The organism is Cupriavidus sp. IDO, from assembly GCF_000812465.1.
Taxonomy (GTDB): domain Bacteria; phylum Pseudomonadota; class Gammaproteobacteria; order Burkholderiales; family Burkholderiaceae; genus Cupriavidus.
The window spans coordinates 100187-121268 of sequence record NZ_JWMA01000012.1; the positions used below are offsets into that span (position 1 = coordinate 100187).

Consider the following 21082-nt stretch of genomic DNA (forward strand, 5'->3'; position numbering starts at 1 on the left):
GTTGGGTGCGAGAAAGGGCAACAGGTCTCGCGGGGACGCTATTGCGATAACAGGATGTGTGGGCCTACGTCGTTGTTCGCCGTATTGGCACCCGCGCCTGTCCTGACGGTGTAGTTTCCACCGGTCAGGTCTGTCGTGATCGAGTTGTTCCTGAACGTGGTTGCCTTGATGACGCCGACCACCGATCTGGAGCCGAAGTTTTTGCCTGGATAGGAAAGCCGGTTCCCGGAGAAGCTGGAAACACCGGCCGTGACATTGGGAAAAGGGCCGTCGGAGCCCGGCCGGTGAGTGCTGATGAACGTGTTGTTCTCGATGACGATTCTCGTCCCCGCATCGATCGCCTGAAGTCCGACGCCACTGCTCTTGATCGTGTTTCCCCTGACGATCGTATTCACGGTTTTCATGTCGCCAACGCCCTCCGAATAGGCGGGGTAGACGGCGCCGTCGATGGTATCGATATTGTTGTTTTCAATGACGGCTCCGGGCGCGGACAAGATGATCACGTAAGGATGCTTGTTCCCGGCCCGGCCCACGATCTCCGAATTCCTGATGGTGACGTTTTCGGTATTCCTGCCGTTGTCGCCGCCGACGAATTGCGAACCTTTGTTATTCAGGAAGCGACAGGCATCGAAGACCATATCTCCCGTCCTCGCGGTAACGCCGTCAGCCCGGGTTCCGTCGGGCTCGATATCGACGCCCGCGGCAGGGGAGTGGGCAGGGTAGGACCCGTCCGTAATGCCGGTGTTGCGGAATGAGGAGTTGGTGATCCTGAACGATCTTGCCTGCATGATGCTCATCCCCTGCCGAGCATTGTTGTAGGAATCCACGTCGTGAATGGTGCCATTCAGATCGGCGGTGAATTCGCCGCCTATGAACAGGCCGTCGCAGGCAAAGTGATGGATCTTCAGGTGGCTGAGTTCATAGTTGGAACTCGCATTCGTCTGGATGCCATGGGAAGGCGTTTCATCCAGGGGATTGCCATTCGGCGAAGGCGGCCGCGACATCTTGTCGACGTTCCCGTATATCTCCAGGCCCGAGATCCTGAAGTTGCTGGCGTTCCTGATCTCGAACCCTAGCTGGTGTCTGTCGGAAGACCATGAACCACCACGGTTGTGGTCGTTGGTGATGGTGAAGTCCCCTTTGAAGGACACCATGGACCCCGTGCAGCCGATCAGGCTGAAGTTGCTGGCTCTGAGGAGCCGGATGTTCTGATTGCTGTTCGCCCCGGGGCCGCCAGCGATGGCATAGCGATTGATGTAGTAAGTCCCCTTGGGGAAATAGATGATCTGTCGCCGGGCAAATCCGCGATTCGAAATCTCCGCTGCCATCCTCTGGAAGGCGTTGTATTCATCCGTAGTGCCGTCCCCCTTGGCCCCGTAGGAGGTGATGGCTTTCACGGTAGCCCCCGGATAGGCCCGTTTCTCAGCGGTCAGAAGCGGGCAAGCATCCGAGGCGGTCGCGCCGCCCGCAAGCGAGGGCGGGCCAGATTCGGTCGCGCCTGCGCCAGTCGGGTTGCCGGAACCCTGCCGGGTTTCATTCAAACTCCTGGCTCTGGCCTGGGATCCGGTCTGCGGATGGCTCGGAAGGAGCAGATATGAACAGCAAAAGACCGCTATGACAAAAAACCAGAAGAGCTTCGACTTCTTTCGCTTTTCGAAAGGAGGCATAAAGTCCCCACGGAATGAGGCCTGGTACGGAACTTCGGATACCTGGAAGCGTATCCCAGGACAGAGCAAAGGGCTTCGCCAGGATCATGGCGTGCGAGGGGCACCGCACAGATGGTCGCCGGTTCTACATAATCCGAATTTCCTGGGAGCCTCTTGCACCTCGATTGCACCTCGATTTATTACGCATAATTAGTCTTATGTTAAATTACAACAGCCCAAAGTGCCCGCTAAGGCGCCCCGTCGACAGACTAACCTGCTGCGTCGCAGCAATGGCTGTAGAATACGCGACCCCGATTCAAACGGCCACGGCGCTCTCGATTTTGGCCCATCGTCACACCGATACCCCTCACGAGCCTTGACATCAGTCCGGATAAGGCACGCAATCGAGCGCACTGCAGTCGAAACGCGATTCACGAAGGAAATAGCAGTCAATGACAAGCGGCGCACAACGTACGGTAGCCAAAACACGAGAAGCAGGCGGAATCAAGAACCCCGGCCAGACAAGCGCGGGCTCAACGGCGCAGCCTGATCCCTCGATCGAGGCCGCCGCGCGTAGTCAGCAATTGCGGGCCCTGATCCAGCTGGGCAAACAGCGCGGGTATCTGACCCACGCGGATATCAGCGACCATCTGCCGGAGAACTTCGCGGACACGGCTGCGATGGAGAGCATCGTCAGCACGTTCGCCGAGATGGGCGTGAAGATCTATGAGCAGACGCCGGACGCCGAGACGCTTCTCCTGAGCGATAACGCGGTGGTGGCCTCGGACGATCAGGCCGAAGAAGAGGCTGAGGTAGCGCTTGCGACCGTGGACTCCGAGTTCGGCCGGACTACCGACCCTGTGCGCATGTACATGCGCGAAATGAGCTCGGCAACGCTGCTCACGCGCAAGCAGGAAGTCGAGCTTGCCAAGCGGATCGAGGACGGCCTGAACAATATGGTTCATGCCATCTCGGCCTGCCCTTCCACCATCGCCACGATTCTCGAACTGGCCGGCCGGGTTGCCAGCAATGAAATCGGCATCGATGATCTGGTCGATGGCCTGAGCGATGAGAGTATCCCCGAACCAGCCGCGGCGGCGGCAACTGACGAGGCGGACGACAGCGTCGATAGCACCGACGAGGACGATGACAGCGCTGAAGACACCGCCGACGAAGGGTCGACCCAGCAGAGCGGCGAAACCGACCTCACCCACCTGCGCGACGAATGCATGAAGCTCTTCGCGCGTGTCTCCGGGCAATTCGAGCTGATGCGCAAGGAAGCCGAAAATGGCGCGGGGTCGGAAGCGTTCCTGTCCGCAAGGGATGCCGTGCGCGACGAATTGCGCACGATTCGCTTTACCGCCAAAACCATCGAGCGCTTGTGCGCGAGCGTCCAGGCGATGGTCGATGACGTCCGCACTGTCGAGCGGCAGGTGGTTCAGCTGCTGGTCGAGCGGTGCGGGATGGAGCGTGAGGAAGTCGTTGCCCGCTTCCCCGGCAATGAAACCAACCTCGCGTGGGGGCAGGATCTTGCCGCCCAGTCCCGTCCGTACAGTGCCGCGGTCGCGCGGGCCCTCCCCGACCTCGAAGCGCATCAGCAAAAGCTGATCGACATTCAGGCCCGGGCCGTGCTGTCGCTGCCTGAGCTGAAGGCTGTCAACCGGACCATGCTGGCCGCCGAGCGGCAGATGCGGCAAGCCAAGCATGAGATGACGCAGGCCAACCTGCGGCTGGTGATCTCGATTGCCAAGAAGTACACGAACCGCGGGATGCAGTTCCTGGATCTCATCCAGGAAGGCAATATCGGCCTGATGAAGGCGGTCGACAAGTTTGAGTATCGCCGCGGCTGGAAATTCTCCACCTACGCGACGTGGTGGGTCCGCCAGGCCGTCACGCGGGCGATCGCCGATCAGGCCCGGACCATACGCGTCCCGGTGCACATGATCGAGCAGATCAACAAGCTCAATCGCCTGTCGCGGGAGATCATGCAGCAGACCGGCAAGGAACCCGATCCGGCTGTGCTTGCCGAGCGCCTGGAGATTCCTGAGGAGAAAGTCCGCTCGATCATGAAGATCGCGAAAGAGCCGGTTTCGATGGAGATGCCGGTTGGCGAGGACGGCGATACCAGCCTCGGTGACATGATTGCGGACTCGGAAACCGCCACGCCCGCCGACGCCGCGTTGCAGGCGGGCCTGCGTGCTGTGGTGCGCGAGATGCTCGACGAGCTCACGCCCCGCGAAGCCAAGGTGCTGCGGATGCGCTTTGGCATCGATATGTCTACCGACTACACGCTGGAAGAAGTCGGCAAGCAGTTCGATGTCACACGAGAGCGGATTCGCCAGATCGAAAGCAAGGCGATGAAGAAGCTGAGGCATCCCAGCCGCGCCGAGCAGCTGGTTACCTACCTGCGTGACGCCTGATGCCTGCCGGTGCCCGCTAAGTGGCGGGCTGTCACATTAGTTAGGGCAAAATCCGAAGCTGCGAAGGCCGACGGGGCCGGGAACAAAGAGGCCTACGCCGGGCTTGTGCCCCGGCTTCCAGGTCGCATGTGGCTGCGGCCCCCTCTGCGGCCCCTGTCTGCCATCTGATTTCCGGCGCAGCAAGAGGACAGCTCGTCCTTCAACAGAGCGCACAGGAGCTTTTCCATGACTGACTCGAACCTATCTTTCTTCGGCAGGGTCTCGCTTGCCGTGGGCACCTTCTTTTCCATCCTTGGCAACGGCGAATTCGCAGCCGGCGTCAAGCGCCTGCGTGATGGCGAGGGATTTGCCCCCGCGGCCCCGGCACCGGTGTCGGCACCTGCCCCGGTCGCGGAACCGGTCGCACCCGCGCTGAAGGAAGCGAGCCCGGTGGCGGCCCTCCAGTTGCTGGGACTGCTCCAGCGCGATGCACGCTTCGTCGACTTCGTCGAGGAGGACATCGCGCGCTATTCCGACACCGAAATCGGTGCCGCCGCCCGCCTCGTGCACGATGGCTGCCGCGCGGTGCTGCGCGAGCATTTCAGCATCCGGCCGGTGCGCGAGGAGGCCGAGGGCAGCCGCGTGACGCTGGCCGACGGCTTCGACGCGAGCGCCATCCGCCTGACCGGCAACGTGGTAGGCAGCGCGCCGTTCCACGGCAGCATCAGCCACCGCGGCTGGAAGGTCGAGGAAGTCCGCCTGCCCCGCGTGGCCGAGCGCCATGACGCCACCGTGATTGCCCCGGCCGAGGTGGAGCTATGAGCGACGCGCGTTATGCCATCGGCATTGACCTGGGCACCACCCATAGCGCCGTTTCCTACGTCGACCTGGCCGCCAGCGATGGCGAGAAGACCAGCCAGGGTGTCCTGCCCATCACGCAGCTGACCGCGCCGGGAGCCGTCGAAGACCTGGACCTGCTGCCCTCCTTCCTGTACCTGCCGCACGCCAGCGAACTCGCCCCGGGCGATCTGGGGCTGCCGTGGAACGCCGAGCACGATTTCGCGGTGGGCGAGCTGGCGCGCAGCCGCGGCGCGGCTACGCCGATCCGCCTGGTATCGAGCGCAAAGAGCTGGCTTTGCCACCCCGGCGTTGACCGCCGCTCGCCAATCCTGCCCAACGACGCGCCGCCTGAAGTCTCGCGCGTCTCGCCGCTCGAGGCTTCCGTGCGCTATCTGACGCACCTGCGTGAAGCCTGGGACCAGGCCCACCCCGAAGCGCCGTTTGGCGAGCAGGACGTCACGGTGACGATTCCCGCATCGTTCGACCCGGCCGCGCGGGAACTGACGGCCGAGGCCGCCGCCGCGGCCGGGTATGCCCGCATGACCCTGCTCGAGGAACCCCAGGCCGCGCTCTACAGCTGGATCCAGAAAAGCGATGGCCACTGGCGCAAGCAGGTAAAGATCGGCGACATCATCCTCGTCGTGGATGTCGGTGGCGGCACCACCGACCTGTCGCTGATCGCCGTCATCGAGCGCGAAGGCAACCTTGAGCTGCACCGTGTTGCCGTGGGCGACCATATCCTGCTCGGTGGCGACAACATGGACCTGGCGCTTGCCCACGTGGTGGCGCGCAAGCTGGCAGCCCAAGGCACGCAGGCCGATCCGTGGCAACTGCGCGCGCTGACCTACGCCTGCCGCGCGGCCAAGGAAACGCTGCTCACCGACCCGGATACCGATACGGTGCCGCTGGTTGTGCCAAGCCGGGGCTCAAAGCTGATCGGCGGCTCGATCCGCACGGACCTGACCCGCGCCGAGCTGACCCAGACCATCCTGGAAGGGTTTTTCCCGCAAGTGGAGGCTTCGGCCCGTCCGGTGAGCCGGGCTCGCGCCGGCCTGACGCAGCTCGGCCTGCCCTACGCGCAGGACGCGGCCATCACGCGGCATCTGGCCGCCTTCCTGGGCCGCCAGGTGTCGGCGCTGGCCGAACTCGACGGCCTGCAAGGCGCACAGCCGGAAGGCGCGACGATCCTCCACCCGACCGCCCTCCTCTTCAACGGCGGCGTGTTCAAGTCGGGCCTGCTGGTGGACCGCATCCTGCAGACGCTCAATGGCTGGCTCGCCGCGGAAGGCGCGGCGCCGGCGCGCCTGCTTGACGGCGCGGAGCTGGACCTGGCAGTGGCACGCGGCGCCGCCTATTACGGCTACGTGCGGCGCGGCAAGGGGGTCCGGATCCGTGGCGGCACCGCGCGCGCCTACTACATTGCGGTGGAGTCGTCGATGCCTGCCGTGCCCGGCTTCGAGCCACCCGTGCAGGCGCTGTGCGTCGCGCCGTTCGGCATGGAGGAAGGGACCGAGGCCGCGCTGCCGCCACAGGAATTCGGCCTGGTGGTGGGCGAGCCCGTGCACTTCCGCTTCTTCGGCTCGTCGGTGCGCCGCCAGGACCAGGTCGGCACCCTGCTCGATGACTGGGGGCCGGAGGAATTGCAGGAGCTCGAAGAGATCCAGGCAACCCTGCCAGCCGAAGGACGAACGGCAGGCGAAGTGGTACCGGTCAGGCTGCATGCGCGCGTGACCGAGGCCGGCACGCTGGAACTCGAGGCCGTGCCACGCGGCAACGGCGAGCGCTGGAAGGTCGAGTTCGATGTGCGCGGCAACGCCGATGCCTGAACATGCGAGCCGGCCGACGATGAAGCAGTACGTCGTCGGCATTGACCTCGGTACCAGCAATACGGTCGTCGCCTATGCGAAGGCCGGATCCGACGATATCCGCGTCTTCGACATCGATCAGCTGGTCAGCCCGGGTGAGGTCGCGGCTCGCCCCCTGCTGCCCTCCTTGCGTTACCACGCGGCGCCGGGCGAGCTCAGCGGCGATGACCTGCAGTTGCCCTGGCAATCCGCCGCGAGCGCCGCCGCGCGCCGGACCGTGTTCGGCCGCCTTGCGGCGACGCTGGGCGCACAGGTGCCCGGCAGGCTCGTGACCAGCGCGAAAAGCTGGCTGTCGCACGCTTCGGTCGACCGCACCGCCTCAATCCTGCCCTGGGGGGCGGACGAGGAGGTCGGCAAGATCTCGCCGGTCGTCGCCAGCGCCAGCTACCTGGGCTATGTGTGCTCCGCATGGAACCACCGGTTTCCCGAAGCAAGGCTCGAGGATCAGGACGTGGTGCTCACCGTGCCCGCCTCGTTCGACGAAGGCGCGCGCGCGCTGACGCTGGAAGCGGCTCGCATGGCCGGGCTGCCTGCCCTGCGCCTGCTCGAAGAACCGCAGGCCGCGCTCTACGACTGGCTGTTCCACCATCGCCGGACCCTGGACGCGGACTTGGCGCAGACGCGCCTGGTGCTGATCTGCGACGTGGGCGGCGGCACCACTGACCTCACCCTCATCCGGGTGGAGATGCAGGACGGGCAGCCACAGCTGACGCGCATCGGCGTGGGCAACCACCTGATGCTCGGCGGCGACAATATGGATCTCGCGCTCGCACATCTTGTCGAAGCGCGGTTCGTCCAGGCGCAGGGCTCCGCCCAGGCGCGGCTGTCGGCGGCCAGCCTGTCCCAGCTCGTCGCGCGCTGCCGCGTCGCCAAGGAACAGCTGCTCGGTGCGCAGCCACCGGACTCCGTCACGGTGACGCTGCTGGGCACGGGCTCCCGGCTGATCGGCGGCGCACGTTCGGTGGAAGTGACGCGGCAGGAGATCGAACAGCTCGTCGTCGACGGCTTCTTCCCCAAGGTGTCATCCGGCGAAAGGCCGGGGCGCGCACGGGGCGCCATTGTGGAATTTGGCCTGCCGTATGCGTCGGACCCGGCCGTCACCCGGCACGTCGCGTCGTTCCTGAGCCAGCACGCCGCGCAGTCGCGGGCGGCACTGGACGTACCACAGACGCAGGATGACGCCCTGCCGATGCCCGATACCCTGCTCCTCAACGGTGGCGTGTTCCGGGCCGAAGCCCTGGCGGACCGCATCGCCGACACGCTGGCCACGTGGCGCGGAGAGCCGTTGCATGTGCTGCACAACGACGATCCCGACGTGGCCGTGGCGCGCGGCGCGGTGGCATACGCGCGGGCGCGTGCCGGCCAGGCCCCGCGCATCGGCGGCGGCTCGCCGCGCAGCTACTTTCTCGTTCTCGATGATGGCGCATCGAAGCAGCAAGGAATCTGCCTGCTGCCACGGGGCACGGAAGAAGGCCACGAGATCCACCTCAGCGATCGTACCTTCGCCTTGCGCCTGGGACATCCGGTGCAATTCCACCTGGTCTCCTCCGTCGCCGACACGGCTTATCAGCCGGGTGAACTGACCGGGCTGTCGACGGGTGACTTCGTTCGCCTGCCGCCAATCGCCACCGTCGTGCAGCCGCGCGGCACCAGCGGGCCGCGGGAAACGCCGGTGCAGCTCACCACCTGGCTGACCGAGGTCGGCACGCTGGAGGTCCACTGCGCCGAGATTGCGGATGCCTCGCAGCGCTGGCGGCTTGAATTCCAACTGCGCGGCAATGATGCCCAGGCGGCCACGTCCGCCACGGATACGGCGCATGCATCGTTGCCACAGGCCATCGAGGCGATAGAGCGCACCTTCGGTGCCCGCTCGCAAGACGTCGGCCCCAAGGAAGTCAAGCGGCTGCGTGCGCAACTGGAGCAGTTGCTGGGCGCACGCGCGCAGTGGGATAGCGCCCTGCTGCGCGAGCTGTTCGGTGCATTCTGGGAGCGCGTGCGGCGGCGACGGCGCACTGCCGACCATGAACGGCTGTGGCTGAATCTGGCCGGCTATTGCGTGCGCCCGGGATTTGGCTACCCGCTCGACGAATGGCGCGTCGAACAACTCTGGTCGCTCTACGACCAGGGGATCCAGTACGTCAACGAAAGCCAGAACTGGTCGGAGTGGTGGACGCTCTGGCGGCGCGCGGCTGGGGGCCTGGATGAGAGCGCGCAGCTGCGCTTGCTGGACGACATGGCCTTCTATCTGCAGCCCCCCGGCAGTACGCGGTACAAGAAGCCCGCCGCGCCCGCAAGGGCCGGTTATGCCGATATGGTGCGCCTTGCCGGATCCCTGGAGCGCATCCCCGCCGAACGCAAGATCGAGCTCGCCGAATGGCTGCTGGCCCGGCTGCGCAAGCCTTCGGAAAACAGTCAGGGCTGGTGGGCGGTGGGCCGCATCGGGGCGCGTCGGCCATTCTATGGCAGCGCGCACGGCGTCGTGCCAGTGGAGCTCGCCGCACAATGGGTGGAGACGATCCTTGCGCTTGACTGGAAAAAGGTCGAGCCGGCCGCGTTCGCCGCCGTGCAGATCGCCCGCATGACCGGCGATCGCAGCCGGGACCTGCCTGACGAGATCCGGTCGGCTGTCGTGCACCGGCTCGAAGCCGCCAACGCGCCGCAAAGCTGGATCGCCATGGTGCGCGAGGCCGTGGAACTCGATGCGTCCGACGAGGGCCGGGTATTCGGGGAGGCGCTGCCCTCCGGCCTCAAGCTGATCGCCGGGTAATCAACCTGAATGGGGTTGCGGATAGCGGCGTTCCGGCGGTTACGCAGTGCCCGCCCCGCGCCCCACGTGTGCCAGCGCCAGTGCCAGCCTTGCCCCCACCTCGGCGTTGTGTTTGACGAGCGCGATGTTGGTCGCCAAGCTGCGTCCGCCCGTGAGCGCCTTGATGCGAGCCAGCAGGAAGGGGGTCACGGCCTTGCCGGCGACGCCTTGCGCCGCGGCCTCGGCGAGCGCCTGCCGGGTGAGCGCGTCGATTTCACCTGACGCCATCGCAGCAGCTTCCGGCACCGGAGTGCTCAACACCACGCCGCCCGCAAGACCCAGGTCCCACTTGGTGCGGATGAAGCGTGCCTGCTCCGCCGCGTCGTCCAGCCTGAAATCGGCGCGAAAGCCGCTGTCGCGCGTGTAGAACGCAGCGAAATTGTCTTGCTCGCAACTGAGCACGGGCACGCCATGTGTTTCCAGGTATTCCAGTGTGAGCCCGATATCCAGGATGGACTTCGCACCGGCACAGACCACCGCCACCGAGGTCTTCGCCAGTTCCTGCAGATCAGCCGAGATGTCAAAGGTCTCCTGCGCGCCCCGGTGCACGCCGCCGATGCCGCCGGTGACGAAGACCTCGATGCCTGCCAGCGCAGCGCATATCATGGTGCCGGCTACCGTCGTGGCGCCGAGCCCGCCGCTGGCCAGCACGGCCGGCAGGTCGCGGCGGCTGACCTTTTGTGCCTGACCCGAGCGGCCGAGCAGTTCCAGTTCGTCATCCGAAAGGCCGATGCGGATTCGCCCACCGATCAGCGCGATCGTCGCAGGCTCGGCGCCCAGGTCGCGGACCAGCGCCTCCACTTCGCGCGCTGTGCGAACGTTCTCCGGATAGGGCATGCCGTGCGCAATGATGGTCGATTCCAGCGCCACGAGCGGGCGGCCGAGGGCCTGTGCGACGGCCACCGGCTTGCTGAAGGTCAACCAGGAGCGGGCAAGATCGGCAGTCATGTCGATGGGTTCGACCTGAAGTTGGCCAAGGCAGGGATGGGCAGGAAGCGGGCAGTACAAAATCCGGGCCCACTCTCTGCCCTTTGCCCCAGCATACGCAAATGGCCCAAGCGGTTCGGCAAACAGCCGTAAGCCCCCTACCCTCAGTCACCGAGGCTTACGCCTCGGCTACATCTTCTCCGGCATGGCCGACGAGTGATGGCTTGTGATCAGCCATTGCGCACCATCCCAGTGATAGGTGTAGGTAAAGCGGGCCTTAACGACCGCTCCCGTCCGTGCGAAGGTGAATGTGTAGAGCCCGGAATCCACCGCGGAATTGCATCCCAGCTCAATGCTGCGAAAGTCAATCTTCCCGGACGGACGGTCTTGCAGGAAGTGATGGAAGTAGTCCTCTTTCTCGGCGACTGTCAGGCGAGGCTTGTTGGATACCGTCGGAAGAAGAATGGACCGTGCTGCATAGTTGGCCACCACCTTGTGTGGATCGCCGGTCTGCAGGGACTGATTCCATCGATCAAACAATGCCGCAATCTCCGGCTCCGACGCCGCCTTGCAGCCTTCCGTGCGCGACGCCTGCGCATTGCCGGGCGTGCCCTGGTTCATGGCACATCCCGCGAGCACGAAGGTCAGGGCAGCAATGCGAAGTAGCTTCATGGCAGAGTTCCTCAGGTTAGGTTTGCGAGCCAGGGTACACCGGCTGAAGTATGGTTCATCCAGCAAGCGTTAGCCAATCTCCGCCCCCTTCCGGCGCGTCTGCACATGGCGGCTTTGCCGAACGTAACCTGACGCCGGTTGCAGGCGGTCGCAACGGTAAAACTGCGTCGCCCTCCGCGTAAACCCCGATGCCCCGGTAGCCACATTGACAGTTTGCTGACAGCCTACCCGCCTAGAATCTGGCCCCTGGTTAGCCGGATCGCCGACGCATGTCGAAATCCGGCGTTGGCGCCCTCCCCGGCACGAGAAACAGGGCCTCGCTGGCCCCGGCGTAATGGCCAGCCGGCGAAACGCTTACTTCACGACAGGAAAGCAAATGGAAAACGGTGCACGCGAACAGATCCCGGCCACGCTGATCCCCGGCGACGGGATTGGTCCCGAAGTGGTGGACGCCACCGTCAGGGTGCTGGAGGCGCTTGGCGCCCCGTTTGCCTGGGATGTCCGGCAGGCGGGCATGGCCGGTATCGAATACGCCGGCGACCCCATGCCGGAAGAGACGCTGGACAGCATCCGCCGCACCGGCCTCGCCCTGAAGGGGCCGCTGACCACGCCGGTGGGCGGCGGCTTCCGCTCGGTCAATGTGCGCCTGCGCGAGGCATTCAACCTCTATGCCAATGTGCGCCCGGCCCGCACGCTGGTGCCGGGCCGCTTCGAGAATATCGACCTGGTGCTGGTGCGCGAGAACGTCGGCGGCTTCTATGTGGCGCACGACTATTACATTCCGGTTGGCGACGACCCGCATGCGGTGGCGGTGTCCACCGGCACCAACACGCGCGACGCCTGCCGGCGCATTGCCCGCTTCGCCTTCGAGTACGCCGTCAGGAACGGCCGCAAGAAGATTACGGTAGTGCACAAGGCCAATATCCTGAAGGCGCTCACCGGCATCTTCCTGGAAGCGGCACGTGAGGTGGCCAAGGACTACGCCGGCCGCGTGGACATGGACGACATCATTGTCGACGCCTGCGCCATGCAGCTCGTGCTGAACCCATGGCGGTTCGACATGCTGCTCTGTACCAACCTGTTCGGCGACATCCTGTCGGACCAGATCGCCGGGCTGGTTGGCGGGCTGGGCATGGCGCCGGGCGCGAACATCGGCGACCAGGCCGCGATCTTCGAGGCAGTGCACGGCTCTGCGCCCGATATCGCCGGCAAGGGCATTGCCAACCCGATCTCGCTGATGCTGGCCGCCGGCCTGATGCTTGACCACGTGGGCCGCCAGGACCTGGCCACGCGGCTGCGCTCGGCGATCGAGCTGACGCTCAGCCAGGACCAGGTGAAGACCGGCGACCTCAACGGTTCGGCCTCCACGCTGCAATTTGCAGACGCGGTAGTGAAGCGCATCGTTTCCGCCAGCTGACCCACGCGTGCGCGGCAGGCGGCGCCTGCCGCGCCGCGCGACAACGCTTGCCGGCGCGGCCCGCATAGGCCCGCGCACAAGGCTCCCTCCTCCACGGTCAATCCATACCCGGCACGCCCTGACGTGCCGGCGGGATCGGCCTTGCCTTTAACTTCGTGCCCCGGACGGACGCACAACCACCCGCCCCCAGGCGCCCCACGTGGCCGGGCGGCAAAGAGATACAGAAAAAAGATGTTGACCCTGCTTGCCTATTCGATGGTGATCGTGTTCATGGCACTGATCATGACCAAGCGACTCTCCGCCATGGTGGCGCTGATCCTCGTTCCGATTGCGTTCGGCGCAATCGGCGGTTTCGGCCCGGAACTGGGCCCGATGATGCTGGACGGCGTCAAGAAGCTGGCGCCGACCGGCGTGATGCTGATGTTCGCCATCCTGTATTTCGGCGTGATGATCGATGCCGGCCTGTTCGATCCGGTGGTGCGCGTGATCCTGAAGGTGGTGGGCGGCGATCCGGTCAAGATCATCATGGGCACCTTCGTGCTGGCCGCGCTCGTGTCGCTCGACGGCGACGGCTCGACCACCTATATGATCACCTGCGCCGCGATGCTCCCGCTCTACAAGCGGCTGGGCATCAGCCGGCTTGTGCTGGCCTGCGTGATCATGATGGCGGGCGGGCTGATGAACATCCTGCCCTGGGGCGGCCCGACCGCGCGTGCCGCCAGCGCGCTGGGCGTGGACGTGGGGTCGCTCTTCGTGCCGATGATCCTGCCGATGATTGTCACCGGCATGTGGGGCCTGTTCGTGGCATTCCTGCTAGGCCGCCGCGAACGCAACCGGCTCGGCACCATCGCCCTGATGAGCGCCGGGTCCGGCCACGACGGCCATACCGTGCCCGAGGTTGCCGCCGGCGATCCGCTGATCGCCAGGCCGAAGCTGCTGTGGTTCAACTTCCTGCTGACCATCGGCCTGATGGTGCTGCTGATTCTCGGGACGTTTCCCCTGCCTGCGCTGTTCATCGTCGCATCCGCCATCGCGCTGATGGTCAACTACCCGAGCCTGCACGAACAGAAGGAGCGGATCAGCGCGCATGCGGCCAACATCGTGCCGGTCGTCTCGCTGATCTTCGCCGCCGGCATTTTCGTCGGCATCCTGTCGGGCACGAAGATGGTCGACGCGATCGCACACAGCGTCATCGGCGCCGTGCCGGGCTGGATGGGCCCATACATGGCCCTGGTGACCGGGGTGCTGAGCATTCCGTTCACGTTCTTTGTCTCGAACGACGCGTTCTACTTCGGCATCCTGCCGATCCTGGCCAAGGCCGCCGCCGTTTATGGCATTGGGGCGGCGGAGATCGGACGCGCATCGCTGATCGGGCAGCAGGTTCATCTGCTGAGCCCCCTGGTCGCATCGACCTATCTGCTGGTCGGTCTGGCCGAGGTTGAGTTTGGCGATCACCAACGCTATACGCTGCTCTGGGCGCTGTCGGCGGCGGTGGTCATGATGCTGGCTACCGTTGCCTTCGGTGTGATTCCCATCATTGGCCGGATTGCCTGACAGAGCGGAATCGGGGCCGGCGGCTCTCCGGCGGGGCACAGGGAGACGGGTCGCCCACATCAGCCTGCCGGGATCCGTCCGAAAGCTTTCAAAGATTTACAACTTGCTGAGCAGATGTTTCGACTGCCTTCGTGATGATGGAGGCAGCACATCACATTTCACCCGCATCTAACCCGACATTCGCATCGGTTACACCAGCCGTACAACCTTCATTGCGACCAGCGCATGCAAACCGTTGCACTAGGGTTAGATCGAATGTGTTACTGAATGTAAATCGTGTAACTTGATTGCACGTTGTTCCGCTGGCATTGCGATGCAGTGCTGGCGGCATTGAGTGGTAGGGGGCGTCATGCAGCATTCCAGCCGATCCGCGTGCGATTTGGGCCGCGCACATCTGTCCGGCCGCAACGGCCGCCACGGCAATACCGGCGCTTCCCGCAGTCAGTCAATCCGACACCGAAGACACCTGAGCCGCGCGCGGCACTTCCCGGCGCACCAGCGCCACCTTCCCGCTGACGGTCCCGCGGCAGAAGCCTGTCGCCCGCCCGCCCACCTTGCGCGAGCCCGGCCGTGCGGCTGTCGGGCGCGCCATATGCGCTGAAGCCCTCCTCGCGCAGCACCGGTAAAGAGCACAGGCTTCTGCCCGCTTTGCCGGTTCGTGCGTCGACGCGACGCACCAACCCTATTCCATTCAAGAGGCGGGAATCTCCATGGCGCTCTATGCTCTGCGGGAACTCACGCAGCAGTCCTTTGGACCGCTCGGGGCGATGATCGAGGCAGGTAATCGTGCCGTCAGTTTCTGGGGCGAGTCCGTCGCGTGGCTTCCCGGGGTCCGCGAGGCCGACGCCGCGCTTGAGTTGTTCACCCGGCTGACCAAGGCCTACGGAAAACCTCGCTTCGAGATCGACGAAGTCATCGTGTGCGGGCAACGGGTGGCCGTAACCGAGACAACGCTTATCGAGGAGCCCTTCTGCCGGCTGCTGCATTTCAGGAAGGACATGTCCGGTCCCGGTCCGCGGGTATTGCTCGTGGCTCCGCTCTCGGGGCACTACGCCACCCTCCTGCGACCAACGGTCGAGGCATTGCTGCCCGGGCATGACGTCTACATCACCGACTGGGCCGATGCGCGTCTTGTTCCGCTTGACGCCGGACACTTCGATCTTGGCTGCTATGTTGACTACCTGAAAAAGTTCTTGCGATACCTCGGCACCGGCACGCATGTCGTGGCGGTTTGTCAGCCGGGGGTCCCGGTGCTTTGCGCCGTCGCCCAGATGGCCGAGGACGGCGAGCAGCTGCAGCCCCGCTCCATGACCCTCATCGCCGCGCCGATCGACACCCGCGTCAGCCCGACGGCGGTCAATCAGTTCGCGCAGAAATATTCGCTGTCATGGTTCGAGGCAAGCGTCATCGAACAGGTACCCGGCGGCTACCCGGGAAAAGGACGCCGGGTGTATCCGGGCTTCCTCCAGCTCGCAGGCTTTGTGTCGATGAACGTCGCACGCCACGCCGGTGCGCACCTCGATTTCTACCGTCACCTGGTCGATGGCAGGCAGAACGAGGCAGCCAGGCATCGCAAGTTCTATGACGAGTACAACGCCGTGCTCGACCTGCCGGCCGAGTACTACCTGGAAACCATCCAGAAGGTTTTCCTGGAGCATCACCTGTGCCGCGGCTGCATGGAAGTCGGCCAGCGCCGCGTCTTCCCCGAGGCCATTACCAACGTGTCACTGCTGACTATCGAAGGCAGCGAGGACGACATCACCGGCCGCGGCCAGACCGAAGCCGCTCACGCGCTCTGCGCAGGCCTTGCCGCCGACCGGAAAGCACACATGGTCGTCGACGGCGTGGGGCACTACGGTACGTTCGCCGGTCAGGGATTCCGGCAATCCATCCTGCCTGCCATCACGCAGTTCATTCAAAGGTGCGCTGACTGAGCGCCATGTCGCCGCCAGCAATCCGATCCAGGCCATCGCTGCAATCTCCCAAAAGATCGCCGGACATCACTTGCCGCCAGGTCACGGCGTCGCGGTGAATTGCCGATAATTACCGATGGAGAACCGTATTTCGCTGCATAAAGCCGCTTCGCGAAGGCAGCAACGGATCGGTGACGCACTTTGCATTCGGAAATTGACGGGCTAATGTTGGACTATGCCGCGGGCCAGACGACGGAGGCAGTCATGAGCATGGTCTCGATAGAACCCGGCAGCTATCAATTTGCGCCGCCGAAAAATCCCGGTGAAGTCATCGACCTGATCAGGAAGCACGCGATCCAGGTCGTTGACCTCAGGTTTACCGACTTGCCCGGAGTCTGGCAGCACTTCTCGATCACGCTGCCGGAAATCAACGACGATTTGTTCTCGGCCGGCATCGGCTTCGACGGATCTTCCATTCGCGGGTTCCAGGAAATTCACGAGTCCGACATGCTGGTCAGGCCTGACCCGGCCACGGCATTCATCGATCCGTTTTGCACGGCGCCAACGCTGGTGCTGATCTGCGACGTGCTGGACCCGGTCCTGCACCAGCCGTATTCGCGCGATCCGCGCTACATTGCACGCAAGGCGGAGCAGTACCTCCAGCAAACCGGTCTTGCCACGGTTTGCTACGTTGGCCCCGAACTGGAGTTCTTCATTTTCGACTCCATCCGCTTCGGCCAGGACCAGCACGCAGGCTACTACCATGTCGAATCCGCCGAAGGCGAATGGACCTCGGGCCGTGACGAAGGCGCCTTTGGCGGCGGCAACCTTGGCTACAAGCAGCGATACAAGGGCGGATACTTTCCCGTGCCGCCAAGCGATACGCTGCAGGACATCCGCTCCGAAATCGTACTCGCGCTGATGCAGGCGGGCATCCAGGTCGAAGTGCATCACCATGAGGTCGCCACGGCGGGCCAGAATGAAATCGACATGCGCTTTGCACCGCTGGCACGCATGGCTGACAACGTGATGATGTACAAGTACATCTGCAAGAACGTGGCGCGCCGCCACGGCAAGGTCGCCACGTTCATGCCCAAGCCCCTGTTCGGCGACAACGCGAGCGGCATGCATTGCCACCAGAGCCTCTGGCGCGGCAGCGAGAACCTCTTCTATGACGCCAACGGTTGGGCGCAGACCTCCCAGATGTGCCGCTGGTACATCGGCGGCTTGCTCAGTCATGCGCCCGCCCTGATGGCGTTCTGCGCACCGAGTACAAACTCCTACAAGCGGCTGGTGCCTGGATACGAGGCACCGGTCAACCTGGCCATGTCGCAGCGCAACCGATCCGCCGCGGCCAGGATTCCAATGGTTTCGGATTCCCCAAGTGCCAGGCGCGTTGAATTTCGCTGCCCTGACCCATCCGCCAATGCCTACCTCGCCTTCTCGGCAATGCTGCTCGCCGGCCTGGACGGCATCGAAAATCACACGGACCCCGGCGCCCCGCTCGACAAGAACATCTATGACCTGCCGCCGGAGGAAGCCGCCGGCATCCGACAGGTTCCGGGTTCCCTCGAAGCGTCGTTAGCCGCGCTGGAATCCGACTCAGCGTTCCTGCGCAAGGGAGATGTCTTCACGGAAGACCTGATCAGCACCTGGATTGACTACAAGCGCACGCACGAGATCGATACCTTGAAGCTGCGGCCGCATCCGTGGGAATTCCAACTCTACTTCGATATTTGATCATCGCGCTGTCAACGGTGCCCGCTGTGTATACACTGCAGCGGCTTTTTCCTCGCAGTCAACACAGCACGCCGATAAAGCTCTGGCTGATCTCCTTGCCAAACTCGGAGCACGCCTGCTTCATCACCTTGGCCGCGGCATGGGTCAGCACTTCGGCCTGGGCGTGGTGGCACAGGGTCACGATGATCGCGGGCAGCGGCGGGAGCGAAGCAAGCTCGACGAACTCGCCACTCTCCAGGTAATCGGTGACGAAGAGGCTCGGGATCGCGGCAATGCCGTAGCCGTCCTTGATCAGGCGCACGATGGCGGCGACCGAGGGCGAGCAGGTGATGCGTGTCTGCGCCACCGGGATGCTCTCCTGGTTGGCGAGGTTGGCGACGATCTCTTCCAGCGCGCGCTGCGGCGCCGTTCCGCGCGCAAAGGTCAGGATCGGGTGTTGCAGCACCTGCCTGGCCAGTCCCCTCGGACCGGGCGGCAACAGGTCCTTGTGCGCAATCCACTGCACCGGGTAGATTGCCAGCGCCGTCGAGACGATCTCGGGATGATCGATCCCTTCCACGCGCACGATCAGGTCCAGTTCGTCGTTCAGCAGGCGCTTCTGCAATACCGTACTCATCTCCACCGTGAGCTCGAGCTCCACCTGCGGGTAGTGCGTGCTCAGCAGCTTGATGAAGTGCGACAGCCAGCTGTGGACCACCGTTTCGATTACCCCCAGGCGTAGCCGGCCCTGGATCGGATTCTCCTTCTGCGCGGCGGCCTGCAGGTTGCGGGCGGCGGCGACCACGGCCTTGGCATAGCCCAGCAGGTATTCGCCGTTAGGGGTCAGGCGGAATTCGCTGGCGTTCCGGTCTACCAGTTCCGTGCCCAGCTCATCTTCCAGGTTCCGGATCCGGAGCGAAATTGCCGCGGGCGTGGCATGCAAGGCTCGCGCAGTGGCGCGAAAGTTCTTCAGTTGCGCCAGTGTGACGAGGGTTTCCAGGAAGCGGATGTTCATTGCGGCGGTGCAGTACAAAGGTGGCGAAGGCGGGAATTGGGCGCTGGGCTGTTAATAAATTCTATACGACCATGGCCATAAAAAGTCGATAGCGTTAATTTTTACTTCGCCATATCTTGTGTACAGCGATCACTGCCATTCATCCACGAGACCAGCCATGACCCCTTCCGAATTCCGCCGCACGGTCCGCGCAGGCAGCTTCCGCGCGTCCACGGCAGGCTTCTGCGGCGACTTCGCCCAGGCCAATCTGGCCATCCTGCCGGAAGCCGTGGCCAGCGACTTCCTGCGCTTCTGCGTCCTCAACCCGAAGGCCTGCCCGTTGCTGGCCGTAGGCGAGCCCGGACAGTGGGCGATCCCCGCGCTCGGCGCCGACCTCGACATCCGCCGCGACGTGCCGGGCTACTACCTCTACCGCGACGGCGAACTGGCGCAGGAACTGCCATCCCTGGCCGACGTGTGGCGGGACGATCTGGTGGCGTTTGCGATCGGCTGCTCGTTCTCGTTCGAGCAGATGTTGCTGCGGGCGGGCATCGCGCTGCGGCACATCGCGCAGCGCAAGAACGTGGCGATGTACCGCACCAATATCGCCAATCAGGCGGCCGGACCGTTTGGCGGCCAGATGGTGGTGTCGATGCGGCCGCTGAAGGCCGCCGACGCGATCCGCGCCATCCAGATCACCAGCCGCTTTCCTGCCGTGCATGGCTCACCGGTTCATCTCGGCGACCCGGCACTGATTGGCATCGCTGACCTGCAGCGTCCGGACTACGGCGAAGCGGTCGAGATCCTGCCGGACGAGATCCCGGTGTTCTGGGCCTGCGGGGTCACCCCGCAGGAAGCGATTCGCAGTGCCCGGCTGCCTGTCGCCATCGCCCACAAGCCCGGGCACATGCTGATCACCGACATTCCGAACGACACCCTGGCGGCTTTCTGAGCATCGACAGCCGACAGGCGTGAACGCAGAGCGCGGCATCAAGAACCGCGCCGAAAAAGAAGCTTGTCAATGACAACGGAGACACTGATGACTACCTCAAGCAAGCCCGCCGACGCGGCCATGGAACCCCGCGGCGGGTTCTTCTCCTGGTACCACCCGCTAACCCGGCAGGAAAAGCGCACCTTCTGGAGCTGCAAGGTCGGCTATGCGCTCGACGCGATGGATACCCAGTTCCTCAGCTTCGTGATTCCGACGCTGATCGCGACCTGGGGCATCACCAAGGGCGACGCCGGGCTGATCGGCACCGCCACCCTGCTGGCATCCGCTGTCGGCGGCTGGGTAGCCGGCATCCTGTCGGACAAGATCGGCCGCGTGAAGACCCTGCAACTCACCATCCTGTGGTTCGCCTTCTTCACGCTGCTGTGCGGCCTTGCCCAGAATTTCGGGCAACTGCTGGCGGCGCGTGCGCTGATGGGCTTCGGCTTTGGCGGCGAGTGGACCGCGGGTGCGGTGCTGATGGGCGAGATCATCCGCGCCAGGGATCGCGGCAAGGCCGTGGGCATGGTACAGGCAGGCTGGGCGCTGGGCTGGGGCCTGTCGGCGCTGCTGTTCGCGGTGGTGTTCTCGCTGCTGCCCGCCGAGCTTGCCTGGCGCGCGCTGTTTATCATCGGCGTGCTGCCCGCGATCTTCGTCATCGTCATCCGGCGCTTCGTGGATGACCCGGAGATCTATCAACAACAGAAGGCGCGCGAATCCACCGCCCCTCATGGCGCGCGCTTCACCGACATCTTTTCCCGGGACCTGATCAGCGTCACGCTGCGTGCTTCGCTCCTTACCACTGGCGCACAGGGCGGCTACTACGCCATCACCACCTGGCTGCCGACCTTCCTTGCGACCGAGCGCCACCTGACCGTGCTTGGCACCGGCGGCTACCTGGCCATGGTGATCGCGGGCTCCTATGCCGGCTACCTGAGCAGCGCCGTGCTGACCGACAAGATCGGCCGCAAGAACAACTTCATCCTGTTCGCGCTGGGTGCCCTGACCATCGCGCTGACGTACACCAACGTGGTCGTGGACGACACCGCCATGCTGTTCCTTGGCTTCCCGCTCGGCTTCTTCGCTTCCGGCATCTTCAGCGGGATGGGCGCCTTCCTGACCGAGCTGTTCCCGACGCGGGTGCGCGGGTCCGGCCAGGGCTTTTGCTACAACGTCGGCCGTGCCGTCGGTGCCCTGTTCCCGTTCCTGATCGGCCTGGTCAGCCAGCAAATGTCGCTGGGCCGCACCATTGGCGTGTTCGCCGCTGCCGCCTACGGCGTGCTGATCCTCGCCGCCCTGACGCTGCCGGAGACGCGCGGCAAACAACTCGAATCCTGATCCG

Annotated in this window: 15 protein-coding genes; 10 read left to right on the forward strand and 5 right to left on the reverse strand. The window is 64.5% G+C overall.

The window, feature by feature from the left end:
• Window positions 1-38: 38 nt before the first annotated feature.
• A complete protein-coding gene (locus tag RM96_RS04435) occupies window positions 39-1667 on the reverse strand; it encodes a glycosyl hydrolase family 28-related protein (RefSeq protein ID WP_039008094.1) in 1629 nt (542 codons plus the stop codon).
• A gap of 431 nt (window positions 1668-2098) precedes the next feature.
• On the opposite strand from RM96_RS04435, the gene rpoD reads away from it, so the two are divergent.
• From rpoD to RM96_RS04455, 4 genes are all read left to right on the forward strand, one after another.
• Entirely contained in the window at window positions 2099-4066 is a 1968-nt protein-coding gene (gene rpoD / locus RM96_RS04440) for an RNA polymerase sigma factor RpoD (RefSeq protein WP_039008096.1), read from the forward strand.
• A 225-nt stretch (window positions 4067-4291) separates the two neighbouring features.
• On the forward strand, window positions 4292-4867 hold the full coding sequence (locus RM96_RS04445) for a DUF2760 domain-containing protein (RefSeq protein WP_039008099.1): 576 nt from the start codon (window positions 4292-4294) through the stop codon (window positions 4865-4867).
• Complete coding sequence (locus RM96_RS04450) at window positions 4864-6711, forward strand: Hsp70 family protein (RefSeq protein WP_039008101.1); 1848 nt, start codon at window positions 4864-4866, stop codon at window positions 6709-6711. The genes RM96_RS04445 and RM96_RS04450 overlap by 4 nt, the downstream gene beginning before the upstream one ends.
• Window positions 6686-9517, forward strand: coding sequence for an Hsp70 family protein (locus RM96_RS04455; protein ID WP_082016418.1), 2832 nt, complete (start codon window positions 6686-6688; stop codon window positions 9515-9517). Before RM96_RS04450 ends, RM96_RS04455 begins: the two co-directional genes overlap by 26 nt.
• 39 nt (window positions 9518-9556) lie before the next feature.
• On the opposite strand, the gene RM96_RS04460 is transcribed toward RM96_RS04455, so the two are convergent.
• Complete coding sequence (locus tag RM96_RS04460; protein ID WP_039008102.1) at window positions 9557-10504, reverse strand: pseudouridine-5'-phosphate glycosidase; 948 nt, start codon at window positions 10502-10504, stop codon at window positions 9557-9559.
• Between the two features lie 168 nt (window positions 10505-10672).
• Window positions 10673-11104: a DUF4440 domain-containing protein gene (locus RM96_RS04465; RefSeq protein WP_238587086.1), complete on the reverse strand. Its 432-nt coding sequence runs from the start codon at window positions 11102-11104 to the stop codon at window positions 10673-10675.
• A gap of 427 nt (window positions 11105-11531) precedes the next feature.
• On the opposite strand from RM96_RS04465, the gene RM96_RS04470 reads away from it, so the two are divergent.
• Together RM96_RS04470 and RM96_RS04475 are read left to right on the forward strand one after the other, a co-directional pair.
• On the forward strand, window positions 11532-12572 hold the full coding sequence (locus RM96_RS04470; protein ID WP_039008106.1) for an isocitrate/isopropylmalate dehydrogenase family protein: 1041 nt from the start codon (window positions 11532-11534) through the stop codon (window positions 12570-12572).
• A gap of 231 nt (window positions 12573-12803) precedes the next feature.
• Complete coding sequence (locus RM96_RS04475; protein WP_039008108.1) at window positions 12804-14126, forward strand: CitMHS family transporter; 1323 nt, start codon at window positions 12804-12806, stop codon at window positions 14124-14126.
• A 445-nt stretch (window positions 14127-14571) separates the two neighbouring features.
• On the opposite strand, the gene RM96_RS39250 is transcribed toward RM96_RS04475, so the two are convergent.
• Window positions 14572-14718 carry a hypothetical protein gene (locus RM96_RS39250; RefSeq protein ID WP_193752386.1) on the reverse strand — a complete coding sequence of 49 codons (147 nt, stop codon included), beginning with the start codon at window positions 14716-14718 and terminating at the stop codon, window positions 14572-14574.
• A gap of 118 nt (window positions 14719-14836) precedes the next feature.
• Here RM96_RS39250 and RM96_RS04480 point away from each other — a divergent pair, with 118 nt between their 5' ends.
• Both RM96_RS04480 and glnA read left to right on the forward strand, forming a co-directional pair.
• The gene (locus tag RM96_RS04480) at window positions 14837-16060 is read left to right on the forward strand and encodes a polyhydroxyalkanoate depolymerase (RefSeq protein WP_039008109.1); all 1224 of its coding nucleotides are present in this window, start codon (window positions 14837-14839) and stop codon (window positions 16058-16060) included.
• Between the two features lie 243 nt (window positions 16061-16303).
• Window positions 16304-17779 carry a type I glutamate--ammonia ligase gene (glnA, locus tag RM96_RS04485; protein WP_039008175.1) on the forward strand — a complete coding sequence of 492 codons (1476 nt, stop codon included), beginning with the start codon at window positions 16304-16306 and terminating at the stop codon, window positions 17777-17779.
• Between the two features lie 58 nt (window positions 17780-17837).
• Here glnA and RM96_RS04490 read toward each other — a convergent pair whose 3' ends face one another.
• Entirely contained in the window at window positions 17838-18773 is a 936-nt protein-coding gene (locus RM96_RS04490) for a LysR family transcriptional regulator (protein WP_039008111.1), read from the reverse strand.
• Between the two features lie 157 nt (window positions 18774-18930).
• Here RM96_RS04490 and RM96_RS04495 point away from each other — a divergent pair, with 157 nt between their 5' ends.
• Window positions 18931-19704 (forward strand): putative hydro-lyase, encoded by a 774-nt coding sequence (locus tag RM96_RS04495; protein WP_039008113.1) that lies wholly within the window; start codon window positions 18931-18933, stop codon window positions 19702-19704.
• Window positions 19705-19773: 69 nt separating this feature from the next.
• Window positions 19774-21078, forward strand: a complete 1305-nt coding sequence (locus tag RM96_RS04500) for an MFS transporter (RefSeq protein WP_039008114.1) — start codon at window positions 19774-19776, stop codon at window positions 21076-21078.
• The last annotated feature ends 4 nt before the right edge of the window (window positions 21079-21082 follow it).

Excerpts from the sequence above, each read along its gene's own strand:
- RM96_RS39250 (WP_193752386.1), bottom strand. The coding sequence starts at position 14,718 with ATGGCGCGCCCGACAGCCGCACGGCCGGGCTCGCGCAAGGTGGGCGGG.
- glnA (WP_039008175.1), top strand. The coding sequence starts at position 16,304 with ATGAGCATGGTCTCGATAGAACCCGGCAGCTATCAATTTGCGCCGCCG.
- RM96_RS04455 (WP_082016418.1), top strand. The coding sequence starts at position 6,686 with ATGTGCGCGGCAACGCCGATGCCTGAACATGCGAGCCGGCCGACGATG.
- rpoD (WP_039008096.1), top strand. The coding sequence starts at position 2,099 with ATGACAAGCGGCGCACAACGTACGGTAGCCAAAACACGAGAAGCAGGC.
- RM96_RS04445 (WP_039008099.1), top strand. The coding sequence starts at position 4,292 with ATGACTGACTCGAACCTATCTTTCTTCGGCAGGGTCTCGCTTGCCGTG.
- RM96_RS04500 (WP_039008114.1), top strand. The coding sequence starts at position 19,774 with ATGACAACGGAGACACTGATGACTACCTCAAGCAAGCCCGCCGACGCG.
- RM96_RS04475 (WP_039008108.1), top strand. The coding sequence starts at position 12,804 with ATGTTGACCCTGCTTGCCTATTCGATGGTGATCGTGTTCATGGCACTG.
- RM96_RS04490 (WP_039008111.1), bottom strand. The coding sequence starts at position 18,773 with ATGAACATCCGCTTCCTGGAAACCCTCGTCACACTGGCGCAACTGAAG.
- RM96_RS04470 (WP_039008106.1), top strand. The coding sequence starts at position 11,532 with ATGGAAAACGGTGCACGCGAACAGATCCCGGCCACGCTGATCCCCGGC.
- RM96_RS04460 (WP_039008102.1), bottom strand. The coding sequence starts at position 10,504 with ATGACTGCCGATCTTGCCCGCTCCTGGTTGACCTTCAGCAAGCCGGTG.
- RM96_RS04465 (WP_238587086.1), bottom strand. The coding sequence starts at position 11,104 with ATGAACCAGGGCACGCCCGGCAATGCGCAGGCGTCGCGCACGGAAGGC.
- RM96_RS04495 (WP_039008113.1), top strand. The coding sequence starts at position 18,931 with ATGACCCCTTCCGAATTCCGCCGCACGGTCCGCGCAGGCAGCTTCCGC.
- RM96_RS04480 (WP_039008109.1), top strand. The coding sequence starts at position 14,837 with ATGGCGCTCTATGCTCTGCGGGAACTCACGCAGCAGTCCTTTGGACCG.
- RM96_RS04435 (WP_039008094.1), bottom strand. The coding sequence starts at position 1,667 with ATGCCTCCTTTCGAAAAGCGAAAGAAGTCGAAGCTCTTCTGGTTTTTT.
- RM96_RS04450 (WP_039008101.1), top strand. The coding sequence starts at position 4,864 with ATGAGCGACGCGCGTTATGCCATCGGCATTGACCTGGGCACCACCCAT.